17 protein-coding genes are annotated in these 18,236 nt (G+C 61.9%); 10 read left to right on the forward strand and 7 right to left on the reverse strand.

The genetic code is table 11. The features are described from left to right. The first annotated feature begins 6 nt into the window (after window positions 1-6). Window positions 7-939 carry an IS5 family transposase gene (locus TabM4_RS00560; RefSeq protein ID WP_434612711.1) on the forward strand — a complete coding sequence of 311 codons (933 nt, stop codon included), beginning with the start codon at window positions 7-9 and terminating at the stop codon, window positions 937-939. Window positions 940-1,192: 253 nt separating this feature from the next. Here the strand turns inward: TabM4_RS00560 and TabM4_RS00565 are convergent, their stop codons facing one another. Together TabM4_RS00565 and TabM4_RS00570 are read right to left on the reverse strand one after the other, a co-directional pair. Beyond that, complete coding sequence (locus TabM4_RS00565; RefSeq protein ID WP_434616909.1) at window positions 1,193-1,693, reverse strand: hypothetical protein; 501 nt, start codon at window positions 1,691-1,693, stop codon at window positions 1,193-1,195. 613 nt (window positions 1,694-2,306) lie between these two features. After that, window positions 2,307-3,749, reverse strand: coding sequence for an aldehyde dehydrogenase family protein (locus TabM4_RS00570; RefSeq protein WP_434616912.1), 1,443 nt, complete (start codon window positions 3,747-3,749; stop codon window positions 2,307-2,309). 312 nt (window positions 3,750-4,061) lie between these two features. Here TabM4_RS00570 and TabM4_RS00575 point away from each other — a divergent pair, with 312 nt between their 5' ends. Then, a complete protein-coding gene (locus tag TabM4_RS00575) occupies window positions 4,062-4,715 on the forward strand; it encodes a peroxiredoxin (protein WP_434616915.1) in 654 nt (217 codons plus the stop codon). Between the two features lie 124 nt (window positions 4,716-4,839). Here the strand turns inward: TabM4_RS00575 and TabM4_RS00580 are convergent, their stop codons facing one another. Continuing rightward, the gene (locus tag TabM4_RS00580; RefSeq protein WP_434616918.1) at window positions 4,840-6,108 is read right to left on the reverse strand and encodes a glycosyltransferase family 2 protein; all 1,269 of its coding nucleotides are present in this window, start codon (window positions 6,106-6,108) and stop codon (window positions 4,840-4,842) included. Window positions 6,109-6,251: 143 nt separating this feature from the next. On the opposite strand from TabM4_RS00580, the gene rfbF reads away from it, so the two are divergent. Genes rfbF through TabM4_RS00605 form a run of 5 tightly spaced genes read left to right on the forward strand, consistent with a single transcriptional unit; the run spans window position 6,252 to window position 10,946 of the window. Continuing rightward, on the forward strand, window positions 6,252-7,019 hold the full coding sequence (gene rfbF / locus TabM4_RS00585) for a glucose-1-phosphate cytidylyltransferase (RefSeq protein WP_434616921.1): 768 nt from the start codon (window positions 6,252-6,254) through the stop codon (window positions 7,017-7,019). A gap of 3 nt (window positions 7,020-7,022) precedes the next feature. After that, window positions 7,023-8,072: a CDP-glucose 4,6-dehydratase gene (gene rfbG / locus TabM4_RS00590; protein WP_434616924.1), complete on the forward strand. Its 1,050-nt coding sequence runs from the start codon at window positions 7,023-7,025 to the stop codon at window positions 8,070-8,072. Continuing rightward, window positions 8,069-8,617 (forward strand): dTDP-4-dehydrorhamnose 3,5-epimerase, encoded by a 549-nt coding sequence (gene rfbC, locus TabM4_RS00595; protein WP_434616927.1) that lies wholly within the window; start codon window positions 8,069-8,071, stop codon window positions 8,615-8,617. The genes rfbG and rfbC overlap by 4 nt, the downstream gene beginning before the upstream one ends. Next, window positions 8,614-9,846: a class I SAM-dependent methyltransferase gene (locus TabM4_RS00600; protein ID WP_434616930.1), complete on the forward strand. Its 1,233-nt coding sequence runs from the start codon at window positions 8,614-8,616 to the stop codon at window positions 9,844-9,846. Before rfbC ends, TabM4_RS00600 begins: the two co-directional genes overlap by 4 nt. Next, window positions 9,843-10,946, forward strand: coding sequence for a DegT/DnrJ/EryC1/StrS family aminotransferase (locus tag TabM4_RS00605; protein WP_434616933.1), 1,104 nt, complete (start codon window positions 9,843-9,845; stop codon window positions 10,944-10,946). The genes TabM4_RS00600 and TabM4_RS00605 overlap by 4 nt, the downstream gene beginning before the upstream one ends. Before the next feature lie 42 nt (window positions 10,947-10,988). Here the strand turns inward: TabM4_RS00605 and TabM4_RS00610 are convergent, their stop codons facing one another. The 4 genes from TabM4_RS00610 to TabM4_RS00625 form a co-directional block, all read right to left on the reverse strand. After that, complete coding sequence (locus TabM4_RS00610) at window positions 10,989-12,215, reverse strand: NAD-dependent epimerase/dehydratase family protein (protein WP_434616936.1); 1,227 nt, start codon at window positions 12,213-12,215, stop codon at window positions 10,989-10,991. After that, window positions 12,212-13,255, reverse strand: a complete 1,044-nt coding sequence (locus TabM4_RS00615) for an ATP-grasp domain-containing protein (RefSeq protein WP_434616938.1) — start codon at window positions 13,253-13,255, stop codon at window positions 12,212-12,214. Before TabM4_RS00615 ends, TabM4_RS00610 begins: the two co-directional genes overlap by 4 nt. Beyond that, on the reverse strand, window positions 13,252-14,367 hold the full coding sequence (locus TabM4_RS00620) for a class I SAM-dependent methyltransferase (RefSeq protein WP_434616940.1): 1,116 nt from the start codon (window positions 14,365-14,367) through the stop codon (window positions 13,252-13,254). Before TabM4_RS00620 ends, TabM4_RS00615 begins: the two co-directional genes overlap by 4 nt. A gap of 72 nt (window positions 14,368-14,439) precedes the next feature. After that, complete coding sequence (locus tag TabM4_RS00625) at window positions 14,440-15,195, reverse strand: cephalosporin hydroxylase family protein (protein WP_434616942.1); 756 nt, start codon at window positions 15,193-15,195, stop codon at window positions 14,440-14,442. Between the two features lie 198 nt (window positions 15,196-15,393). Between TabM4_RS00625 and gmd the strand changes: the two genes are divergently transcribed. The 3 genes from gmd to fcl are packed head-to-tail and all read left to right on the forward strand — an operon-like array spanning window position 15,394 to window position 18,236. Continuing rightward, entirely contained in the window at window positions 15,394-16,512 is a 1,119-nt protein-coding gene (gmd, locus tag TabM4_RS00630; RefSeq protein ID WP_434616945.1) for a GDP-mannose 4,6-dehydratase, read from the forward strand. 3 nt (window positions 16,513-16,515) lie between these two features. Then, window positions 16,516-17,256, forward strand: coding sequence for an FkbM family methyltransferase (locus tag TabM4_RS00635; protein ID WP_434616948.1), 741 nt, complete (start codon window positions 16,516-16,518; stop codon window positions 17,254-17,256). A 23-nt stretch (window positions 17,257-17,279) separates the two neighbouring features. Beyond that, a complete protein-coding gene (fcl, locus tag TabM4_RS00640; RefSeq protein ID WP_434616951.1) occupies window positions 17,280-18,236 on the forward strand; it encodes a GDP-L-fucose synthase in 957 nt (318 codons plus the stop codon).

Genomic DNA, 18,236 nt, shown 5'->3' on the forward strand with positions numbered 1-18,236 from the left:
GGTTGCATGAGCAAGCCATCACCCGCCCGCTATCGCACGACGAACTGGTCCAGCTACACGGCTTCTCTGCGCAAGCGCGGATCGCTGCTGATCTGGCTGGACAAGGAGATGGCCTGGCTCGCGCCGCATGATGGCAGCCCCGGTCGCCCTGCGGTCTTCTCGGATGCAGCGATCCAGTTCTGTCTGACCATCAAGGTCCTGTTCAAGTTGCCGCTTCGGCAAGCGACCGGGATGGTGGCCAGCCTGCTCAAGATGGCGGACCTGGATTGGGCGGTGCCCGACTACACCACGCTGTGCCGACGGCAGAAAACGCTAGCTGTCCAGATCCCGTATCGGCGCGCCAATGGCCCCTTGAACCTGCTGGTGGACAGCACCGGGATCAAGTTCCTCGGTGATGGCGAATGGCAGGCCCGCAAGCACGGCGTTCAGGGGCGGCGTCAATGGCGCAAGGTACATCTGGCTATGGATACCGCCACGTCTGACATTCGGGCGGTGGAGTTTACCTCCAGCAGCGACGGCGACAGTCCGGTCTTGCCGGACCTGCTGGACCAGATCCCCGAGGGCGAAGACATCGGCACGGTGACCGCCGATGGGGCCTATGACACCCGCCGCTGCCACACCGCAATCATCAACCGCGAGGCCACGGCGATCATTCCGATCCGCAAGAACGGCCGGCCCTGGAAAGAGAACTGCCCGGCCGCGATCGCCAGAAACGAAACCCTGCGCGCCACTCGCTACTACGGCCGGGCGTTCTGGAAACGCTGGACCGGATACCATGTCAGAAGCAGGATCGAGGCAAAGATGCGCTGCCTGAAGGCCTTCGGCGAACGCATCGCCGCAAGAGACCCGGACCGCCAGACCGCAGAAATCCAGATCCGCATCGCACTCATGAACCGCTTCTCGGCCCTCGGAACGGCCAACATCGTTCGCGTCGGCTGATGCCGTGGGGGAAAGGCGCTATCATGCCTCAGGCGGGCGTTACGCAACAACGCCCCTCTGTTTGATCAATTTCGGATGCTATCTCTTCGGCGCGGTGAGCCGAAAACACGAAAAGTGCTAACCGACCGAATTCCGAGCGTTCACACTCCGACTCTCGGTTGACGAAAATACCATGCTTTCTGGCTTTCTTGCGGCTTCCGCTGACAGAAATCATTCTTGTGCCCATATCATCCCTCCTCTGAACACTGCTTGCCTAAGAGAGGATTTCAGCGTCCGAGATTTCGCGCCCCTTGCGTTTGGCCATGAAGTTCGCGCTCCGCTCGATGTCCAACATGAGAAGGCGTGCGCGGTCTGCCAGACGCTCGCGGAAGCGCTCGATCTCACCAAACACAGCGATATTCTCGATCGTGGAAAGAAGAACGGCCTCTTCGATGTCGATCCCCCAATTCAAGATCTCGTCCCGCGCCTCAGAGTGCCCCGCGCGCCAGCGTTTCACGAGTTCTTCTGCTTGTGCCTCGATGGCGGTCGTGGCTACGCTCTTCGCATCATGCTGCTGCAGCATCGCCCTGCAAAGTAGGGTCCACAAATGTCCCGCAGCAAACGCGCGCTCGGCCTGATCCCTGACAAGGCGGAGCTTGAGACGCTGGCATTCAACGTCGATGTACTCGGCTATGGCAGCGCGTTCGAGTGCGCTTCCGGGCACCATTTCCTGCCGGAGTGCTTCGGCGAAGTCTTGGATGACCTTTTGGGTCATGCTGCCGTCAACTCGATCAGCTTGATCGGGCAGCAAGGAGTACAGTCTTTGTGGTGCAACGATGGGCATTTCTTGTCCATATACAACATATAGAAAAAACGTACAAAAATTTCGATTAATTCACAACATATAGATTGCACTGGCCGCTTTCGGAGCTGGGCGCGAGGTCTGATGCTGTTGTGTGCGGCGGGCGTAGGCACATTGGTGTCCCCTTAGGAACGCCGGACCCAAGGGATGCGATCTACAGAGAGCGTTGGCCCAGTGGTAAGTGAAAGATAGTGACGAGATCTATGGTGTCGAAGCACCGATCGTCAGGGTCAGAGCAGAACGATATCTACACTGTTCGCAACTAGGCCTTCATGGACGCGGGTGGGCGTAGACGGCTCTTGTCCGTGATTGAATGCGTAGATCGCTACTACCCCACCGAGTTCATCGATGGGTTCATTTCGCGCAAGCATCGTAGAGAATGATTGGCGATTTCCGCTTCCCTAACGAGCGGGAGGCATTTTGCCAAAACGGGACGTATTTCCCCCAAAAGCCTCCACAACATTAGCTCCGACGCTAAAGAAAGCGAATCAGCGGGTAACTCTGGCAAAATTGCGAAACAGCAGCCTTAGTCCTCAGGGCCCCACCCGGAAATCGCCTTCACTTCCAAAAATTCCTCGATCCCCCAGATGCCGCCTTCGCGGGCGCGGCCCGAGGCCTTGACCCCGCCGAATGGGGAACCTGCGCCGCGGGATTTGCCGTTCATTTCCACCATGCCCGCGCGGAGTTGGCGGGCGAGGCGGTTGCGGCGGGCTCCGTCTTGGCTTTGGACGTAGTTGGTCAGGCCGTAGGGGGTGTCGTTGGCGATCTGGACCGCCTCAGCCTCGGTGTCGAAAGGGATGATGGAGAGGACGGGGCCGAAGATTTCCTCTTTCTCGATCGTCATGCCGGGTTTGACGTCGGCAAAGACGGTGGGGCGGACGAAGTAGCCCTTGTTCATCCCTTCGGGCAGACCGAGGCCTCCGGAAACGAGGCGGGCGCCTTCTTCGATGCCTTTCTGGATGTAGCCCTGGATCTGGTCCCACTGGCGCTTGTTCACCACGGGGCCGATGTGGCGGCCGGCTTCGTGGGCAGAGGCGACCTTGGTGTTTTCGGCCACCTGTTTCGCGATTTCGACGGCGCGATCGTAGACGGGGCGTTCGACCAGCATCCGGGTGGGGGCGTTGCAGCTTTGGCCGGAATTGTTGAAGCAGTGGCGGACGCCGCGTTCGACGGCGCGGTCGTCGGCATCGGCGAAGATCAGGTTCGCGCCCTTGCCGCCGAGTTCCAGCGTGACGCGCTTGAGCGTCTCGGCCGCGGCCTTGGAGATGGCTTTGCCCGCGCGGGTGGAACCGGTGAAGGAGATCATCTCGACATCCGGGTGCGTGGAGAGGCGGGAGCCCACGCCCGCGCCATCGCCGTTGACGAGGTTGAAGACGCCAGCCGGGACGCCCGCGTCATGGACGAATTCGGCGAAGAGGAGCGAGGAGAGGGGCGATTCCTCGGACGGTTTCAGGACGCAGGTGCAGCCTGCGAGGAGGGCGGGGATCACCTTGAGCGTGACCTGGTTCATCGGCCAGTTCCACGGGGTGATGAGGCCCACGACGCCGATGGGTTCCAGCGCGATGCGGTCGTTCGGGGCGTGGGGGCCGAGGGGGCGGACCCATTCGATATGGTCGAAGGCGGTCAGGAAGTTCTTCAGGTGCCAGGGCAGGCAGGGGGCCTGATCGCTGCGCGACATGTCGATGGGTGCGCCCATTTCGAGGGAGATGGCCTGTGCCATTTCCTCGGCCCGCTTTTCGTATTGGGCGAGGATGGCCTCGACATAGGCCTTGCGCTGCGCAGGGGGCGTGGCGGCCCATGACGGGAAGGCGCGTTTGGCTGCGGCGACGGCGGCATCGGTGTCGGCCTCGGAGCCGAGCGAGATGATGGCGCAGGTCTCTTCGGTGGAGGGGTCGATCACCGGGCAATCGTTGGGGGCGAGCGGGGCCGTCCAGCGGCCGTCGATGTAGAAGTCGCGCTTGATGAGCATGGGTGCCTCCGAGGTTGGGGGGAAGGTGGCAGGCGGATCGACCGGGGGCAAGTGGCGGAGCGACAGGAAATGTCGCGGATGGGTGGCGGAATGGTTGGATGGGATGGCGGGATGGGCGGTGGACGGGTTTCCAAGGGTGGGTTTGAAAAGAGCTTCAGCGATTTCTAGGGCTGGGTTGAATGGGGAAATTCGTCTATCTGCAGGGAAGTGCGTGGGTCAGCATTCTCTTTTGCGTGGGAAATGGCCGAAGGGGGTGAAACCTTGTTCCAAGTGGCGTATGTCTTTGGCGCAGAGACAGACAGGAGACCGGACATGGCCGTGCGCATCAATGACGTAGCCCCCGACTTCACCGCGGAATCCACCGCCGGGACGATCAAGTTCCACGAATGGCTGGGCGACAGCTATGGGATCATCTTTTCCCATCCGCGCGATTTCACCCCTGTCTGCACGACGGAATTCGGCGCGGTGGCGCAGTTGGCAGGCGAGTGGGCCAAGCGGAACACCAAGGTTCTTGGCGTGTCGGTCGACTCGGTGGGCGATCACCAGAAATGGAAGCGGGACATCGAGGCCTTCGGTGGCGCGCCTGCGGATTTCCCGATCATCGACGACTCGTTGCTGACGGTGGCCAAGGCCTATGACATGCTGCCCGCGGATTACTACCTGCCGACCGAGGGACGCACGCCCGCCCATTCGGCGACGGTGCGGACAGTCTACATCATCGGGCCGGACAAGAAGGTGCGGCTGACGATGACCTATCCGATGTCGGTGGGCCGCAACTTCGCCGAGATCCTGCGCGCGCTGGACGCGGTGCGGGCGACGGATGGCGTACCTTTGGCCGCGCCGGCCAACTGGGTGCCCGGGCAGGACATGATCGTGGCGCTGGCGCTGACCGACGAGCAGGCGCGGGAGCGGTTCGGGGAGTTGGACGTGAGGCTGCCGTATTTGCGGTTTGCGAAGGTCAAATAAGGCGCTGCCGACCGCGCCGCCATGCTCATCCGATGTGCAGGGCAGCGAACTAAGGGCATTGCCCGGAACGCTTTGCCCAAGCTTATCCGCGCGTGCAATCGATCAGGCCGCGCGGATATCATCCTCAGCGAGTCGCACCTCTCCGACATGCGCCGTTCCACGCTTCCGAAGCGGTCATCTCGCCGGATAGAACCTTCACGAAGCTATCCGACAAGGCCTGATCCACGGCGCTGCAAGCTCCCGCGATTGTCAGATCGTTGAGCCTGTGCGCCGAGACGCGGAAGCTGTGCGCCTTGTTTAAGGCCTTTGTCACGACCATCCTGAGGTTGTCGGGAGACACCCTGAACAGTGAACGAGCAATGGATGCCCCTGTGCTATTTGCCTGCTGCCACTCCGCCCAGAGGTTCTCTTCTGCGATGAACCCCTGCAATCGCTCCAGAACGGTCCGTCTCTGCAAATCTTCCATCTCTTGGGTGGACCGGATGATATAGCTGAACCAGGCGGCGTAGTCCGGTTGCCGTCCCCCAGCCTCGCGGCATGCCTGGACAATCGTCGAGAAAAGCCCCGGAGGAACGCCGAAACCCAAGTTGATCCGGTCCTGGATCGGATCCACGCTCGCCTCCTGCTCGAAACGATGCGCCGGCGAGTCGGTCGAACTGCTTGAAGCAACTTGGTGGGTCGACCCGCCCGTGCTGGAACTGCTGTAGCCGCTGATGCTGAAGCAGTGAGGCACGAACAGGTGGTTCGACCCCCGCAGGAGCGACAGATAAGTAAAGAACACGTCTGGCGCGCGTCCCCGGAAGAAATCGCCCGGTGAAACGCGAATCCGTTCGATGTATGCCCGCGACACAAAGCCATGATAGATGTCCGGCCAGCCTTCTAGCCAATTCACCCGGCCTGAAAGGGCGTTGTCTCTCATTTCCTCAAGATCGATCTTTCTTGCTTGACGGAAGAGGCGGCGACGTTCCAATCGCACCGTCCCCTCCTTGCTCTTGCTGCCCGCCCCCGGCCAAGCGTAGCGCAGAAAGCTGTAGGCCATCGTATCGGGGCTGGTTTGCTCCAGCAGTCGCCGGGCAAAGGGGAACTGATTTGGTACGAAACCGTCGTCGTCACCGATGAAGCAGATGTAGTCGCCCGTCGCGTGCCGCAGGCCGTTCTCGAAGTTCTCCCTCATGGACAGACGCTTGTTGGCGCGAACCTTGACCACGCGTGGATCGGATACCTGCCCGATGACCTCCGGCGTGGCGTCTTGGCTGCAATTGTCGCAGACGATTATCTCGATCTCGTCATCCTGGATCGCGAGCGCCGTCTTCAGGCAGTGTTGAAGGAGCGAAGCTCGCTCGCGTGTCGGGATGATGAGGGAAATCTTCACGTATTCTTCCAGGTCCACCATTTTTAGCGTCGCGAACTTAACCAGCCTTTGCCTTGTCAGGCAAGTTGGAGCGAGCTAGACAGCAACGCGGGTCGCTGGCAACTGGCCGGGCTATCGTCGCCGATGGCAGTTGGTGCCTCCGATGTGGTCTATGGGGAATTGAAGTGAAAGCCGTCATCCTCGCCGGGGGCCTCGGAACCCGGATCAGCGAAGAATCCCATCTGCGCCCGAAGCCAATGATCGAGATCGGGGGGCGTCCGATCCTGTGGCATATCATGAAGATCTACGGGGCGCATGGGATCACCGATTTCGTAATCTGCTGCGGCTACAAGGGCTATGTCATCAAGGAGTATTTCGCGAACTACTTCCTGCACATGTCCGACGTGACCTTCGACATGGCAGAGAACCGGATGGAAGTGCATCACCGCAATGCCGAGCCCTGGCGGGTGACGCTAGTGGATACGGGCGATGCCACGATGACGGGCGGGCGGTTGCGGCGGGTGGCGGATTACATCAATGGTACCTTTTGCCTTACCTATGGCGATGGGGTCGCGGATGTAGATGTCGCCGCGCTGGTCGCGCATCACCTCGCGGCAGGGCGCGAGGCGACGGTGACGGCGATCCAGCCGCCGGGGCGTTATGGGGCGCTGGAGATTGCCGAGGGGCGGGTGACGCGGTTTCTGGAGAAACCGGTGGGTGACGGGCAGTGGATCAACGGCGGGTTCTTTGTCTGCGAGCCTTCGGTGATTGGCCGGATCGAGGGAGATGCGACGCCGTGGGAAGGCGCGCCTCTGGAAAGCCTTGCGGCGGATGGGCAATTGGCCGTCTATCGGCATGGCGGGTTCTGGCAGGCTATGGATACGCTGCGGGACAAGAACCTGCTGGAGGATCTGTGGTCGCGGGGGCGCGCCCCTTGGAAGATCTGGGCCTGAGGCATGGGGTTCTGGGCAGGCAGGCGCGTTCTGGTTACCGGGCATACCGGGTTCAAGGGAAGTTGGCTGTGCGAGATGCTGCTGGCGCGGGGGGCGGCGGTTTCGGGCCTTGCCCTTGCGCCCGACACGCGGCCCGCGCTGTTTGACCAGTTGGGATTGGCCGGGCGGGTGGACCACGCCTTGGGTGATATCCGTGATAGCAGTCTGGTCGCGGCGCGGATGCGGGACTTGCGGCCGGAGGTCGTGCTCCATCTGGCGGCGCAGCCCTTGGTGCGGCGGTCCTATCGCGAACCGCTGGAGACATGGGCCACCAACGTGATGGGCACGGCGCATGTGCTGGAAGCCGTCCGTCGGCTGGAGGCGCCTTGCGCGGTGGTCGTGGTGACGACGGACAAGGTCTATGAGAACCGGGAGTGGGAGCATCCCTATCGGGAAACCGATCCGCTGGGGGGGCATGATCCCTATTCCGCGTCGAAGGCCGGGACGGAACTGGTGGCGGAGAGCTGGCGGAAATCCTTCCTTGCCGGCTCCGGGGTGCGGTTGGCTACGGCGCGGGCGGGGAATGTGATCGGGGGCGGAGATTGGTCGGAGGACCGCATCCTGCCCGATCTGGCGCGGGCTCTTGGTGCGGGATCGCCCTTGTTGGTACGGAACCGACATGCCGTGCGGCCCTGGCAGCATGTGCTGGACCCGTTGGAGGGGTATCTGATGCTGGCCGAGCGGTTAGCGGGGCCGGAGGCGGCTGGGTTCGAAGCCGGGTTCAACTTTGGGCCGGAACCTGCGGATCAGCGCAGCGTGGGGGCGTTGGTCGAAGCGGCGCGGGTGCATTGGGCCGGGGATTGGACCGATGCGACCGATCCGGATGCACCGCATGAGGCGGGGCGGTTGGCGCTGTCGATCGAGCGGGCGCGGATGGTGCTGGGGTGGCAGCCGCGATGGGATTTCGCGCGGGCGGTTGCCGAGACGGTGGGTTGGTATCGCGAGGTGGCGGCGGGGGCAGACCCGGCAGAGCGGGTGCGGGCGCAGATCGTGGCGTTCGGAGGTGGAGCGTGAGATTCACGGAACTGCCGCTGGCCGGGGCCTATCGGGTGGAGTTGGAGCCACGGGGGGATGCGCGGGGGTTCTTTGCGCGGCTGTTCTGTGCCGAGGAATTCGCGGCGCATGGCCTGGCGACCGGATGGGTGCAGTGCAACACGTCCTTCACGGCGGCGCAGGGCACGGTGCGGGGCTTACATTTCCAGCGCCCGCCGATGGCGGAGACGAAGCTTTTGCGCTGCATCCGCGGGGCAATCTTCGATGTGATTGTCGATTTGCGGGAGGGATCGCCGACCTTTGGTCGTTGGCATGGCGAGCGGCTGGATGAGGCGAACCGGACGATGATCTGCGTGCCTGAGGGTTTTGCGCACGGGTTCCAGACGCTGACGCCGGATGTGGAGATGCTGTATTTCCATTCGGCCCCTTACAGCGCGGCGCATGAGGGGGGATTGCGTTGGGATGATGCGAGGGTTGCGGTGAACTGGCCGCTTGGCGTAACGGAAATGTCGGCGCGCGATGCCGCCTTTCCCGGTCTGGAAGCATTGGAGCCGATCCGCCTATGACCTTGCCCCTGTGCCGCCATTGCAAGGCCCCCCTGCCGCGCGTCTTTCTGGATCTGGGGCATGCGCCACCGTCCAATGCCTATCTGGCGCCGGAGCGGTTGAACGCGCCGGAGATGACCTTTCCGCTGCGGTTGCGGGTTTGCGAGTCCTGCTGGCTGGTGCAGACCGAGGATTTCACGGAGGCCGATCATCTGTTCGATGCGGATTACGCCTATTTCTCGTCCACCTCGAAGGGGTGGCTGGACCATGCGGCGCGCTATGCCGCGCAGATGATTGCGCGGTTCGGGCTGGGGGCGGACAGCCATGTGATCGAAGTGGCCTCGAACGATGGCTATCTGTTGCGGAACTTCGTCGCGGCGGCTGTGCCCTGTTTGGGGGTGGAGCCGACAGCCAGCACGGCGGCGGCGGCAGAGGCGCTGGGTATTCCGGTGCTGCGGGAGTTCTTTGGCGAGGCGCTGGGGCGGCGCTTGGCGGATGAGGGACGGACCGCTGATCTGATCGCGGGGAACAACGTCTATGCCCATGTGCCTGATATCAACGATTTCACGGCGGGTCTGGCGGCAGCTTTGAAGCCCGAGGGGGTTATCACGCTGGAATTCCCGCATCTGATGCGGCTGGTGGAGTTTTGCCAGTTCGATACGGTGTATCATGAACACTTCTCGTATCTTTCGGCGCTGACGGTGGCGCGGATCTTCGGTGCGGCGGGATTGCGCATCTTCGACATCGAGGAATTGCCGACGCATGGCGGGAGCCTGCGGGTGTACGGATGCCATGCCGGGGCGTCGCATGCCGAGACGGATGGCGCGCGGGCAGTTCTGGAAGAAGAGCGGCGGCGGGGAATGGACGGGGCTGCGTTCTATACCGGCTTCCAGGCGCGGGCGGATGCGGTGAAGGACGGGCTGTTGCGGTTCCTGATGGATGCGAAACGCGACGGGAAGACGGTTGCGGCCTATGGGGCGGCGGCGAAGGGGAACACGCTGTTGAACTATGCCGGGGTGAAGCCGGACCTGTTGCCCTTCGTTTGCGATGCGGCGCCATCTAAACAGGGCAAGCTGATGCCGGGCAGCCATATCCCCATCCTGCCGCCTTCCGTTCTGAATGAGCGGCGTCCGGATTATGTGGTGATCCTGCCGTGGAACATCGCGGATGAGGTGAAGCGGCAACTGGCCGACCTCGCGGCGCAGGGCACGCGTTTCGTCACGGCGGTGCCGGAGGTGCGGGTGGGATGAGTAACCGGATCGCCTATACCAAGCCTTCGATCACCGAGCTTGAGGTCGCCTATGCGACGGATGCCGCCCGAAACGGTTGGGGCGAGCGGTGCTATGATTACATCGTCAAGTTTGAGGCGGCCTTTGCCGCGCATCTGGGCGTCACCCATGCCATCGCGACGTCAAGTTGCACCGGTGCTTTGCACATGGGTATGGCGGCGCTGGGTATCGGTCCCGGCGACGAGGTGATCCTTGCCGATACCAACTGGATCGCCTCTGCCGCGCCCATCGTGCATCTGGGGGCTACGCCGGTTTTCGTGGATATCGACCCTGTCAGTTGGTGCCTTGATCCGGATCGGGTGGAAGCCGCGATCACGCCGCGGACAAAGGCCATTCTTGCGGTGCATATCTATGGCAATCTTTGCGATATGGACCGTTTGCAGGACATCGCTGAACGTCATCAGATCGCCTTGATCGAGGATGCCGCCGAGGCGATCGGATCGGTCTGGAAGGGGCGGCGCGCGGGGTCTATGGGGCGGTTTGGTGCGTTCTCCTTCCACGGCACCAAGACGTTGACGACAGGCGAAGGCGGTATGTTCGTCACCTCTGATCCCGCGCTTTTTGAGCGGGTGCTGACGCTTTCGAACCACGGTCGGGCGCGGGGCCAGACACGGCAGTTCTGGCCGGACGAAGTGGGTTTCAAATACAAGATGTCCAATGTGCAAGCGGCCATTGGCCTTGCGCAGGTGGAACGGATCGGGGAACTGATCGCGCGGAAGCGTGAGGTCATGCAGGCGTATCGGGATCGGTTGGGGAAGTATCAGGGTGTAAGCCTGAACCCCGAGCCACCGGGCACGGAAAACGGAAGCTGGATGCCGACGGCGGTGTTCGACCGGGATCTTGGCATCACGCGTGAGGCGCTGCAGGACGCATTCAAGTCAGCGGATATCGACGCGCGGGTGTTCTTTCATCCGCTTTCGTCGTTGCCGATGTTCGATCCGGTGGAGGGCAATGCCCATGCCTGGGACATTCCAACGCGGGCAATCAATCTGCCCAGTTATCACGATCTGACGGAGAACGACATCGGCAGGGTTGTCACTGTCATAGCGGGGCTGGTCTGACTCCTACCTAGTTTGTGCTGGATGGGCTCCCGCAAGGGGGCATCAGGCCTCATAGGCCGGGTAGGCCTGCAGTATGGCAGGAAGTTCTTCCGCAAAGTCCCGTGACGGAAACCATCCCAATTCTCTGCGCGTCTCTGCCCAATCGAGCGATGGCACGAAACCGGCTTCTTCAATGATTATTTCCTCGTGGATAAAGGGCCGCTGAAGGGCCTGCGACGACATCTCGGCAATTCTTGCCGTTGCGATGGGATTGCTGCTTCCAAGGTGGTAATTCCTCGCCGTCCCGCGCTCGGCGACTGCCACGATGCCCGTCGCAGCATCCGCGACATGCAGTAATTCAAGCTGCGCCGCGCCCAGCGGAAAGCGATGCGTCCGGACAGGGCGGCCTGCGATTATAGCATCGCGAAAATTGCGGATGAACTTGGGGCGCGCGCATCCTGCTCCGTACAGTGCCGGAAGGCGGACAATCTTCGTTTCGGGGCCGCGACTCGTCGAACCGTGTAGCGCAAGTTCCTCCTGGAGCAATTTGATGATCCCGACGATCTCAGACGGTCGGCGCTCGGCATCCGGTCGTACTTTGCACGGCATGGGCAGCTTGCCAAACACTGCGCTGCAGGAAACCAAAACGAACGTTGCGCCCGCTGCGACGGCTGCGTCCATCACGTTCTTCTGCATATGCAAGGCTTCGGCCAACGCATTGTTGTTCGAGAAAATCCTTGGATGCGCAAGGTGGATGACCGTTGAAGCGTCCTCTTCCCGTAGCCGGGCTGCCAGAAGCGCGGGCGAGTCTTTCAGGTCGAAGTCACTTCTCCCCAGGAACGCAGCAGCGCGGTCGCCCAGTCTCTGGATGACCGCACTGCCCAGCATTCCGGTCCCACCTGTTACGGCGATCCTTCCACCACGCTTCGGCAGGGTTTCTTCCCCCCCAAGCACACGCCGCACGGTTTCAATCATCGAAACCTTGATCTCCGTTTCCCCGGTGCGTTCTATCACCTGCCGGATCGCAGCCGTGAATGGGATCGACCTGTATCTGGCAAGAATGCCCGCAGCGATGGCATTGCTGCGCGAGACGCCGAAGTCGCAGAGAACAAGCACGGTCCGACGCTCATGCAGGGCCGCCACGCCCTGCCGGATCAGGGCTTCGATCGAGGCAGGGTCATTCCCGGGCGCGTCGAGGAGATGCCGCACATCGATACGTATCGCGTCGGCGGGTGTGGACTGTTCCGCAGGACCGGTGCCAAGCTTTCCCTCGACGATCCAGCGAATCATCGCAGGCCAGCCCCGGCCCCTACATCGGCGGAAACCTCATCAAGACTCCTCAGATACCAGCCAGCCTTAACCGCCAGTCCAGCTTTGGGCGCGAGGCCCAGAAGATGTCTCAGGAAATGGTCCAGCTCATTGAAACCGGCCAGGGTTCGCAGATGTGTGCTTGCGGAAAAGCGCGGGTTGATCTCGAATGGAATGAACCTTCCCTGCCCGTCGACCCGCCCCTGTACATTCAACGGTCCACGACTGCCTATCGCCTCGGCAATCTGGCGGGCCGCGCTGCAGATCTCCGGAAACGCTTCGATCCTGCCCTGCGAATACCCGCTCGATATCAGAAAGTCCTTGCCGCGCGTCATGACGGAAAGCTTCGCGTTGAAGACACGCCGCAACGCGATGACGCCTTGCGTCTTCCCGCTCTGATCCGCAAGGACGCCGACCGTGTACTCGCCGTTTTCTTCGGGGATGTACTCCTGTGCGATTGGCGACAGGCCGTTCCGCAGCAGATAAGTTACATAAACCGCCGCCTCGTCCACGCTTCGCGCAAAGAAGACAAAGCTGCTTCCACCCGAATCCTTCGACGGTTTGACCACGCAGGGCATCGGAAAATCCTGCAGATCGGCAACAAGGGCAATCGCACGGGTGGCCGGAATTGCGATGCCTAGTTCTGCGAGACGGGCAAAGCATGCGCCCTTGTCGCCGGCAATGCGGACGACCTCCGGGTCGTTCTGGGCAAGCGCGATGCCCGCCGCATGGAACCGATCCGTCGCGGCGGCTAGCAACTTGGCCGGTGCCTCGCCTCCGGGGATGATGGCACGCACATCCCGTGCTGTAGCGATGGCCAGAACGCTTTCGATGTAGCTGTCCGGGTCGGCTACGAATGTCGCGTCAAAGCGACTGTCGAAATGCCCATAGGCCAAGGGGTTGATGTCGCACCCGATCACGCTATAGCCGCCCGCGGCCCGCAACGATTTCGCGATCTCCGTCCCGAGTGAAGCGCCCGCAATACCCGCGATCAGAACAGGTATGTCCTCTTCCGCCTTCATAGAAAGAAGAACTCTCTGGGGCGACGGTGCAGGGATGCGACCCCTTCGATGATGCTGCGCGCGTCCTTGGGGTTCAGCCCAACATAGACGATGCCCGCATCTTGGGGAACCGCATCCGGCGCAAGGATTGGCACGCCCAGAAGGTCCCGCCCCTGTCGATAGGGGTTCGCGTCCAGAAACGCTTTGATCCGGCTGCGGTCGCGAAGAGTCAGCGCCACAAACATCCCGTACACGCCGCTGCCATAGATGACTGCCGGTCCATCCGGGTGATCCTCTTCAAAGTCAGCGATGCGTGCCGCTATGTCTGACCAGGTATGGGCTACGTCGCGCGCGCCCTTAAGGATCGGCTCAAGGTTCTCCTCGCTGCGGAAGGTGCCTTCTGTCATCGTCTCTGGCCGTGTGGCGATCACGATGAAGGCAGCACGATGCGTCGTTTCGTCGATGACCACATCGGCATAACCCGCGTCCTCGAACAGGCGCCGCAGTGAGGCGCCGGAGAAGTGCTGCGCATGGTCGATCACGACCAGATCGCTGATGTTGCGGTACATGTTGGGTATGACGACATGCACCTTTCCGCCCGGACGTACGACTTCGGCGATCTGGCGGACGAAACCGCGCGGGTCGGCGCTATGTTCAAGCGCAAAGAACGAAAGCACGAGGTCCATCCCACCCTGCCACTCGTCAGGAAGCGAATAGGGCGCCTGATTGGCTTTCGGCACGAACCTGTCCCACAAGGTGCAGTAGATGTCGCTAACGTCGAAGGTGTAGGGAACGATCCCCGGGTGCTTGCCCACCAGCAGTGACAATGTCCGCGCCTTGCCGCAGCCATAGTCCAGAATCTTCAACCCGTCGGTCAGCTCGTGAAGCCGTTCGACGGAGTCGGCTTGGTGCTGTGATCTGAACAGGCAGGCCCCGTCGGGTTGTACCGAGTAGATGTCGTCCTCGTCCGCATTGCTCAGCTGAAAGCTGTATCCCGTGTCGTAATACGACGCGATGTCTTCCAGCGGCGGCGTCTGCACATGCGAGCATTTGAGGCAGAGTGCAGCCGAGGTCAGGGACAGGTCATTTGGCCGCTGCGCAAGTGTAAAGCCGATCCCGCGGGATGCGAACATCTCTTCCAGTCTGGACGATCCGCATATGCAGCATACCTGCCGAGGAGAAGCCATGTGCTCTACTCCCACCGCTTAGGCCTTCACGCGCCGAAGGTAGCCGCCCGGAGACGACGACATGACGAGCTTGCCGTTCATCACAGGGTCGACTTCATAGGCATCGGTTTCACTGAGATAGGTCCTGACGGCCGAAAGCGGTTCGTTGCCGCGCGACCACAACTTGGAGCGATCCTTCGGTGCCTCTTCTTCGGTCAAGTGTCCGACCATCGTGTCCGCAACGATCAAGTAGCCGCCTTCCGTCACGAGGTCACCGTAGGCGCGGCATTCGGCAAGTACGTGCTCATAGGAATGGTCACTGTCGAGGACCGCCATCACCCTCGCGTTCGGAGGGATGAGGGCGCGCACCTTTGCCAGCGTCTCTTCTGAAACCGAGGACCCCTCGACAAGATGGATGCGCCCGGCCAGGGGATGGGATTCGATCGCCGACCGATTGTGCGCGCGTATATCGATGTCCACGCCGATCACGCTGCCCTCGCCCATCGCCTGCAGCAGCGTCGCCATGAATATGACCGACCCACCGCGCGCGACGCCTGTTTCGATGATGACATCGGGCTTGAACGCCCAGATGACTTCCTGCGTGGCCATCACATCGGCAGGCAACTGGATGATCGGAACGCCAAACCACGTCCATTGATATGCATAGGCATGACGGTTCAGATCGATGATCAGCCGCTTCGATGCTTCGAATGCCGCTGTGTCCTCGCCTAGTTCGAGCGCCTTTGCCCGTTGGAATTCCGCGAACTCCTTCCGGTCGTCCTTTGCACCTGTCATAGAGATCTACTCGTTGCTTGCCATCCGGCCTCGACTGCTAAAGGTCTAGCCGTTCGATGTCTATACTGGCCTTGCCCGCATGGGCGGTGCCACACCGCTTTAGCGGTGCACGTTCTGGTGTTTGCCTTTGCGAATGATCCAGCAAGCGGCTACTAGGATGCTCGTTCGGGCCACGACTGCCAGCACGGAAGACAAGCTATGAAACGCGCACTGATCACCGGGATCACCGGGCAGGATGGATCCTATCTGGCGGAGTTTCTGCTGGAGAAGGGCTATGAGGTCCACGGGATCAAGCGGCGGGCGTCCTTGTTCAACACGGGGCGGATCGATCACATCTATCAGGATCCGCACAATCCGAACCCCAAGCTGAAGCTGCATTACGGCGATCTGACGGATACGTCAAACCTGACGCGCATCCTGCGCGAGGTGGAGCCGGATGAGGTGTATAACCTTGGTGCGCAATCCCATGTGGCAGTGAGTTTCGAGGCGCCGGAGTATACGGCGGATGTGGATGCGATCGGCACGCTGAGGCTGTTGGAGGCGATCCGCTTCCTTGGGCTGGAGAAGAAGACGCGCTTCTATCAGGCCTCCACCTCCGAGCTTTACGGGCTGGTGCAGGAGGTGCCGCAGCGCGAGACGACGCCGTTCCATCCGCGCAGCCCTTATGCGGTGGCGAAGATGTATGCCTATTGGATCACGGTGAATTACCGCGAGGCCTATGGGATCTATGCCTGCAACGGCATCCTCTTCAATCACGAAAGTCCGCGGCGGGGCGAGACTTTCGTGACGCGCAAGATCACGCGGGGCTTGGCCAATATCGCGCAGGGGCTGGAGGATTGCCTATATATGGGCAACATCGACGCGCTGCGCGATTGGGGACATGCGAAGGATTACGTCCGGATGCAGTGGATGATGTTGCAGCAGGAGGTGCCGGAGGATTTCGTCATCGCGACGGGGGTGCAGTATTCCGTACGGGAGTTCATCCAGTGGAGTGCCGCCGAGTTGGGGATTAAGCTGCGCTTCGAAGGGGCGGGCGTGGATGAGGTTGCGGTGGTGGATGCCGTAACGTCCAACCATGCGCCTGCGGTGAAGCCGGGGCAGGTGGTTCTGCGGATCGACCCGCGCTATTTCCGGCCTGCCGAGGTGGAGACCTTGCTGGGCGATCCGACCAAGGCGAAGGAAAAGCTGGGCTGGACGCCGCAGATCACCGCGCAAGAGATGTGTCGCGAGATGGTTGCCGAAGACTTGCGGACGGCGCGGCGGCATCGGCTGCTGAAAGAGCATGGGCTGGATCTGCCCGTGTCGCTGGAAGGATAGGCGATGAAGGGGGCAATGCTGGGACTGGCGGCCGGGGTGGAAAAACTGGCCTGCAAGGTGCAGGGCAAGGGCAGCGGGTCCCATTCCATTGCGCGCGAGGTGGCGGTGCTGGCCGGGCTGGCGGGCGGGGCGCCGAAGCTGGCCTTGGATATCGGCGGGAATGTCGGGGAGTATTCGGCAGGGCTGAAGGCGCGGTTTCCGGGGCTGGAGGTGCATGTGTTCGAGCCGTCTTCGATGAATATCGCCAAGCTGCAGGCGCGGTTCGGGGCGGGATCAGGCGTGACGGTGGTACCTTTCGCCGTGTCCGACCGCGCGGGTGAGGCGCCGATCTATTCCAATGCGCCGGGGTCGGGGCTGACGAGTCTTTCGATGCGCAAGCTGGATCATCTGGGCATCCCCTTTGCCGAGCAGGAGGTGATCCGCACCCTGCGGGTCGAGGATTACTGGCGCGAAACGCTGGGCGGGCGGGCGATCGACCTTGTGAAGATCGATATCGAAGGGCATGAGCTGGCGGCCCTGCAGGGGTTTGGGGCGGCCCTCCCCTCGGTTCGGGCGGTGCAGTTCGAGTTTGGCGGGGCGAATATCGACACGCGGACCTATTTCCGCGACTTCTGGTATCTGTTCACCGAAGCGGGGTTCGATCTTTATCGGATCACGCCGCTTGGTCCGCAGCGGCTGGAACATTATCGCGAACGGGACGAGTTCTTTTCGACGACGAATTACGTCGCCGTGCACCGAGCCTGAGGCGGGGGCGAAGGGAGAGACGAATGAAGGTCTATGTGGCGGGCCATCGGGGTATGGTGGGCAGCGCGATCCTGCGGTGCTTGCAGGCGCAGGGTGTGGCGACGGTGACCCGCACCCATGCAGAGCTGGATCTGACAGATCAGGCGGCGGTGCGCGGTTTCCTGCAGGCCGAACGGCCGGATGCCGTGATTCTGGCGGCGGCCAAGGTGGGGGGCATCCATGCCAACAACACCTATCCAGCGGATTTCATTTACGAAAATCTGATGATGGAATGCAATGTGATCCATCAGAGCTTTGCCGCCGGAGTGCAGAGGCTGCTGTTTCTGGGGTCGTCGTGTATCTATCCGCGCGCCGTCACGCAGCCAATGGCCGAAGAGGCGCTACTGACAGGCGTGCTGGAGCCGACAAACGAGCCCTATGCGATTGCCAAGATCGCGGGGATCAAGCTGTGCGAAAGCTACAACCGTCAGCATGGGACGGATTACCGGTCGGTCATGCCCACGAACCTGTATGGGCCGGGGGACAATTTCCATCCGGCGAACAGCCATGTGATGCCCGCGATGATGCGCCGGTTCCATGAGGCGGTTCGGGAGGGGCGGGACGAGGTGGTGGTCTGGGGCACCGGCACGCCACGGCGCGAATTCCTTCATGTGGACGACATGGCCGAGGCGAGTCTGTTCGTGATGAACCTTGATCCGGCGACCTATGAGGCCAATACCCGGCCGATGCTGAGCCATATCAACGTTGGAACCGGTGAGGATGTGTCCATCCGCGAACTGGCCGAGTTGCTGGCCGAGGTGACGGGGTTCAAGGGACGGCTGGTCTTTGATGCGACGAAGCCGGACGGAACGCCGCGCAAGCTGATGGACGTGTCGCGTTTGGCATCCATGGGATGGCGGGCGAGGACGGGGCTGCGCGAGGGGATCGAAGGAACCTATCGCTGGTTTCTGCAGAACTCCGATACCCTGCGCGAGGCGTGA

The organism is Tabrizicola sp. M-4 (assembly GCF_051132405.1).
Classification (GTDB): Bacteria; Pseudomonadota; Alphaproteobacteria; order Rhodobacterales; family Rhodobacteraceae; genus Paragemmobacter.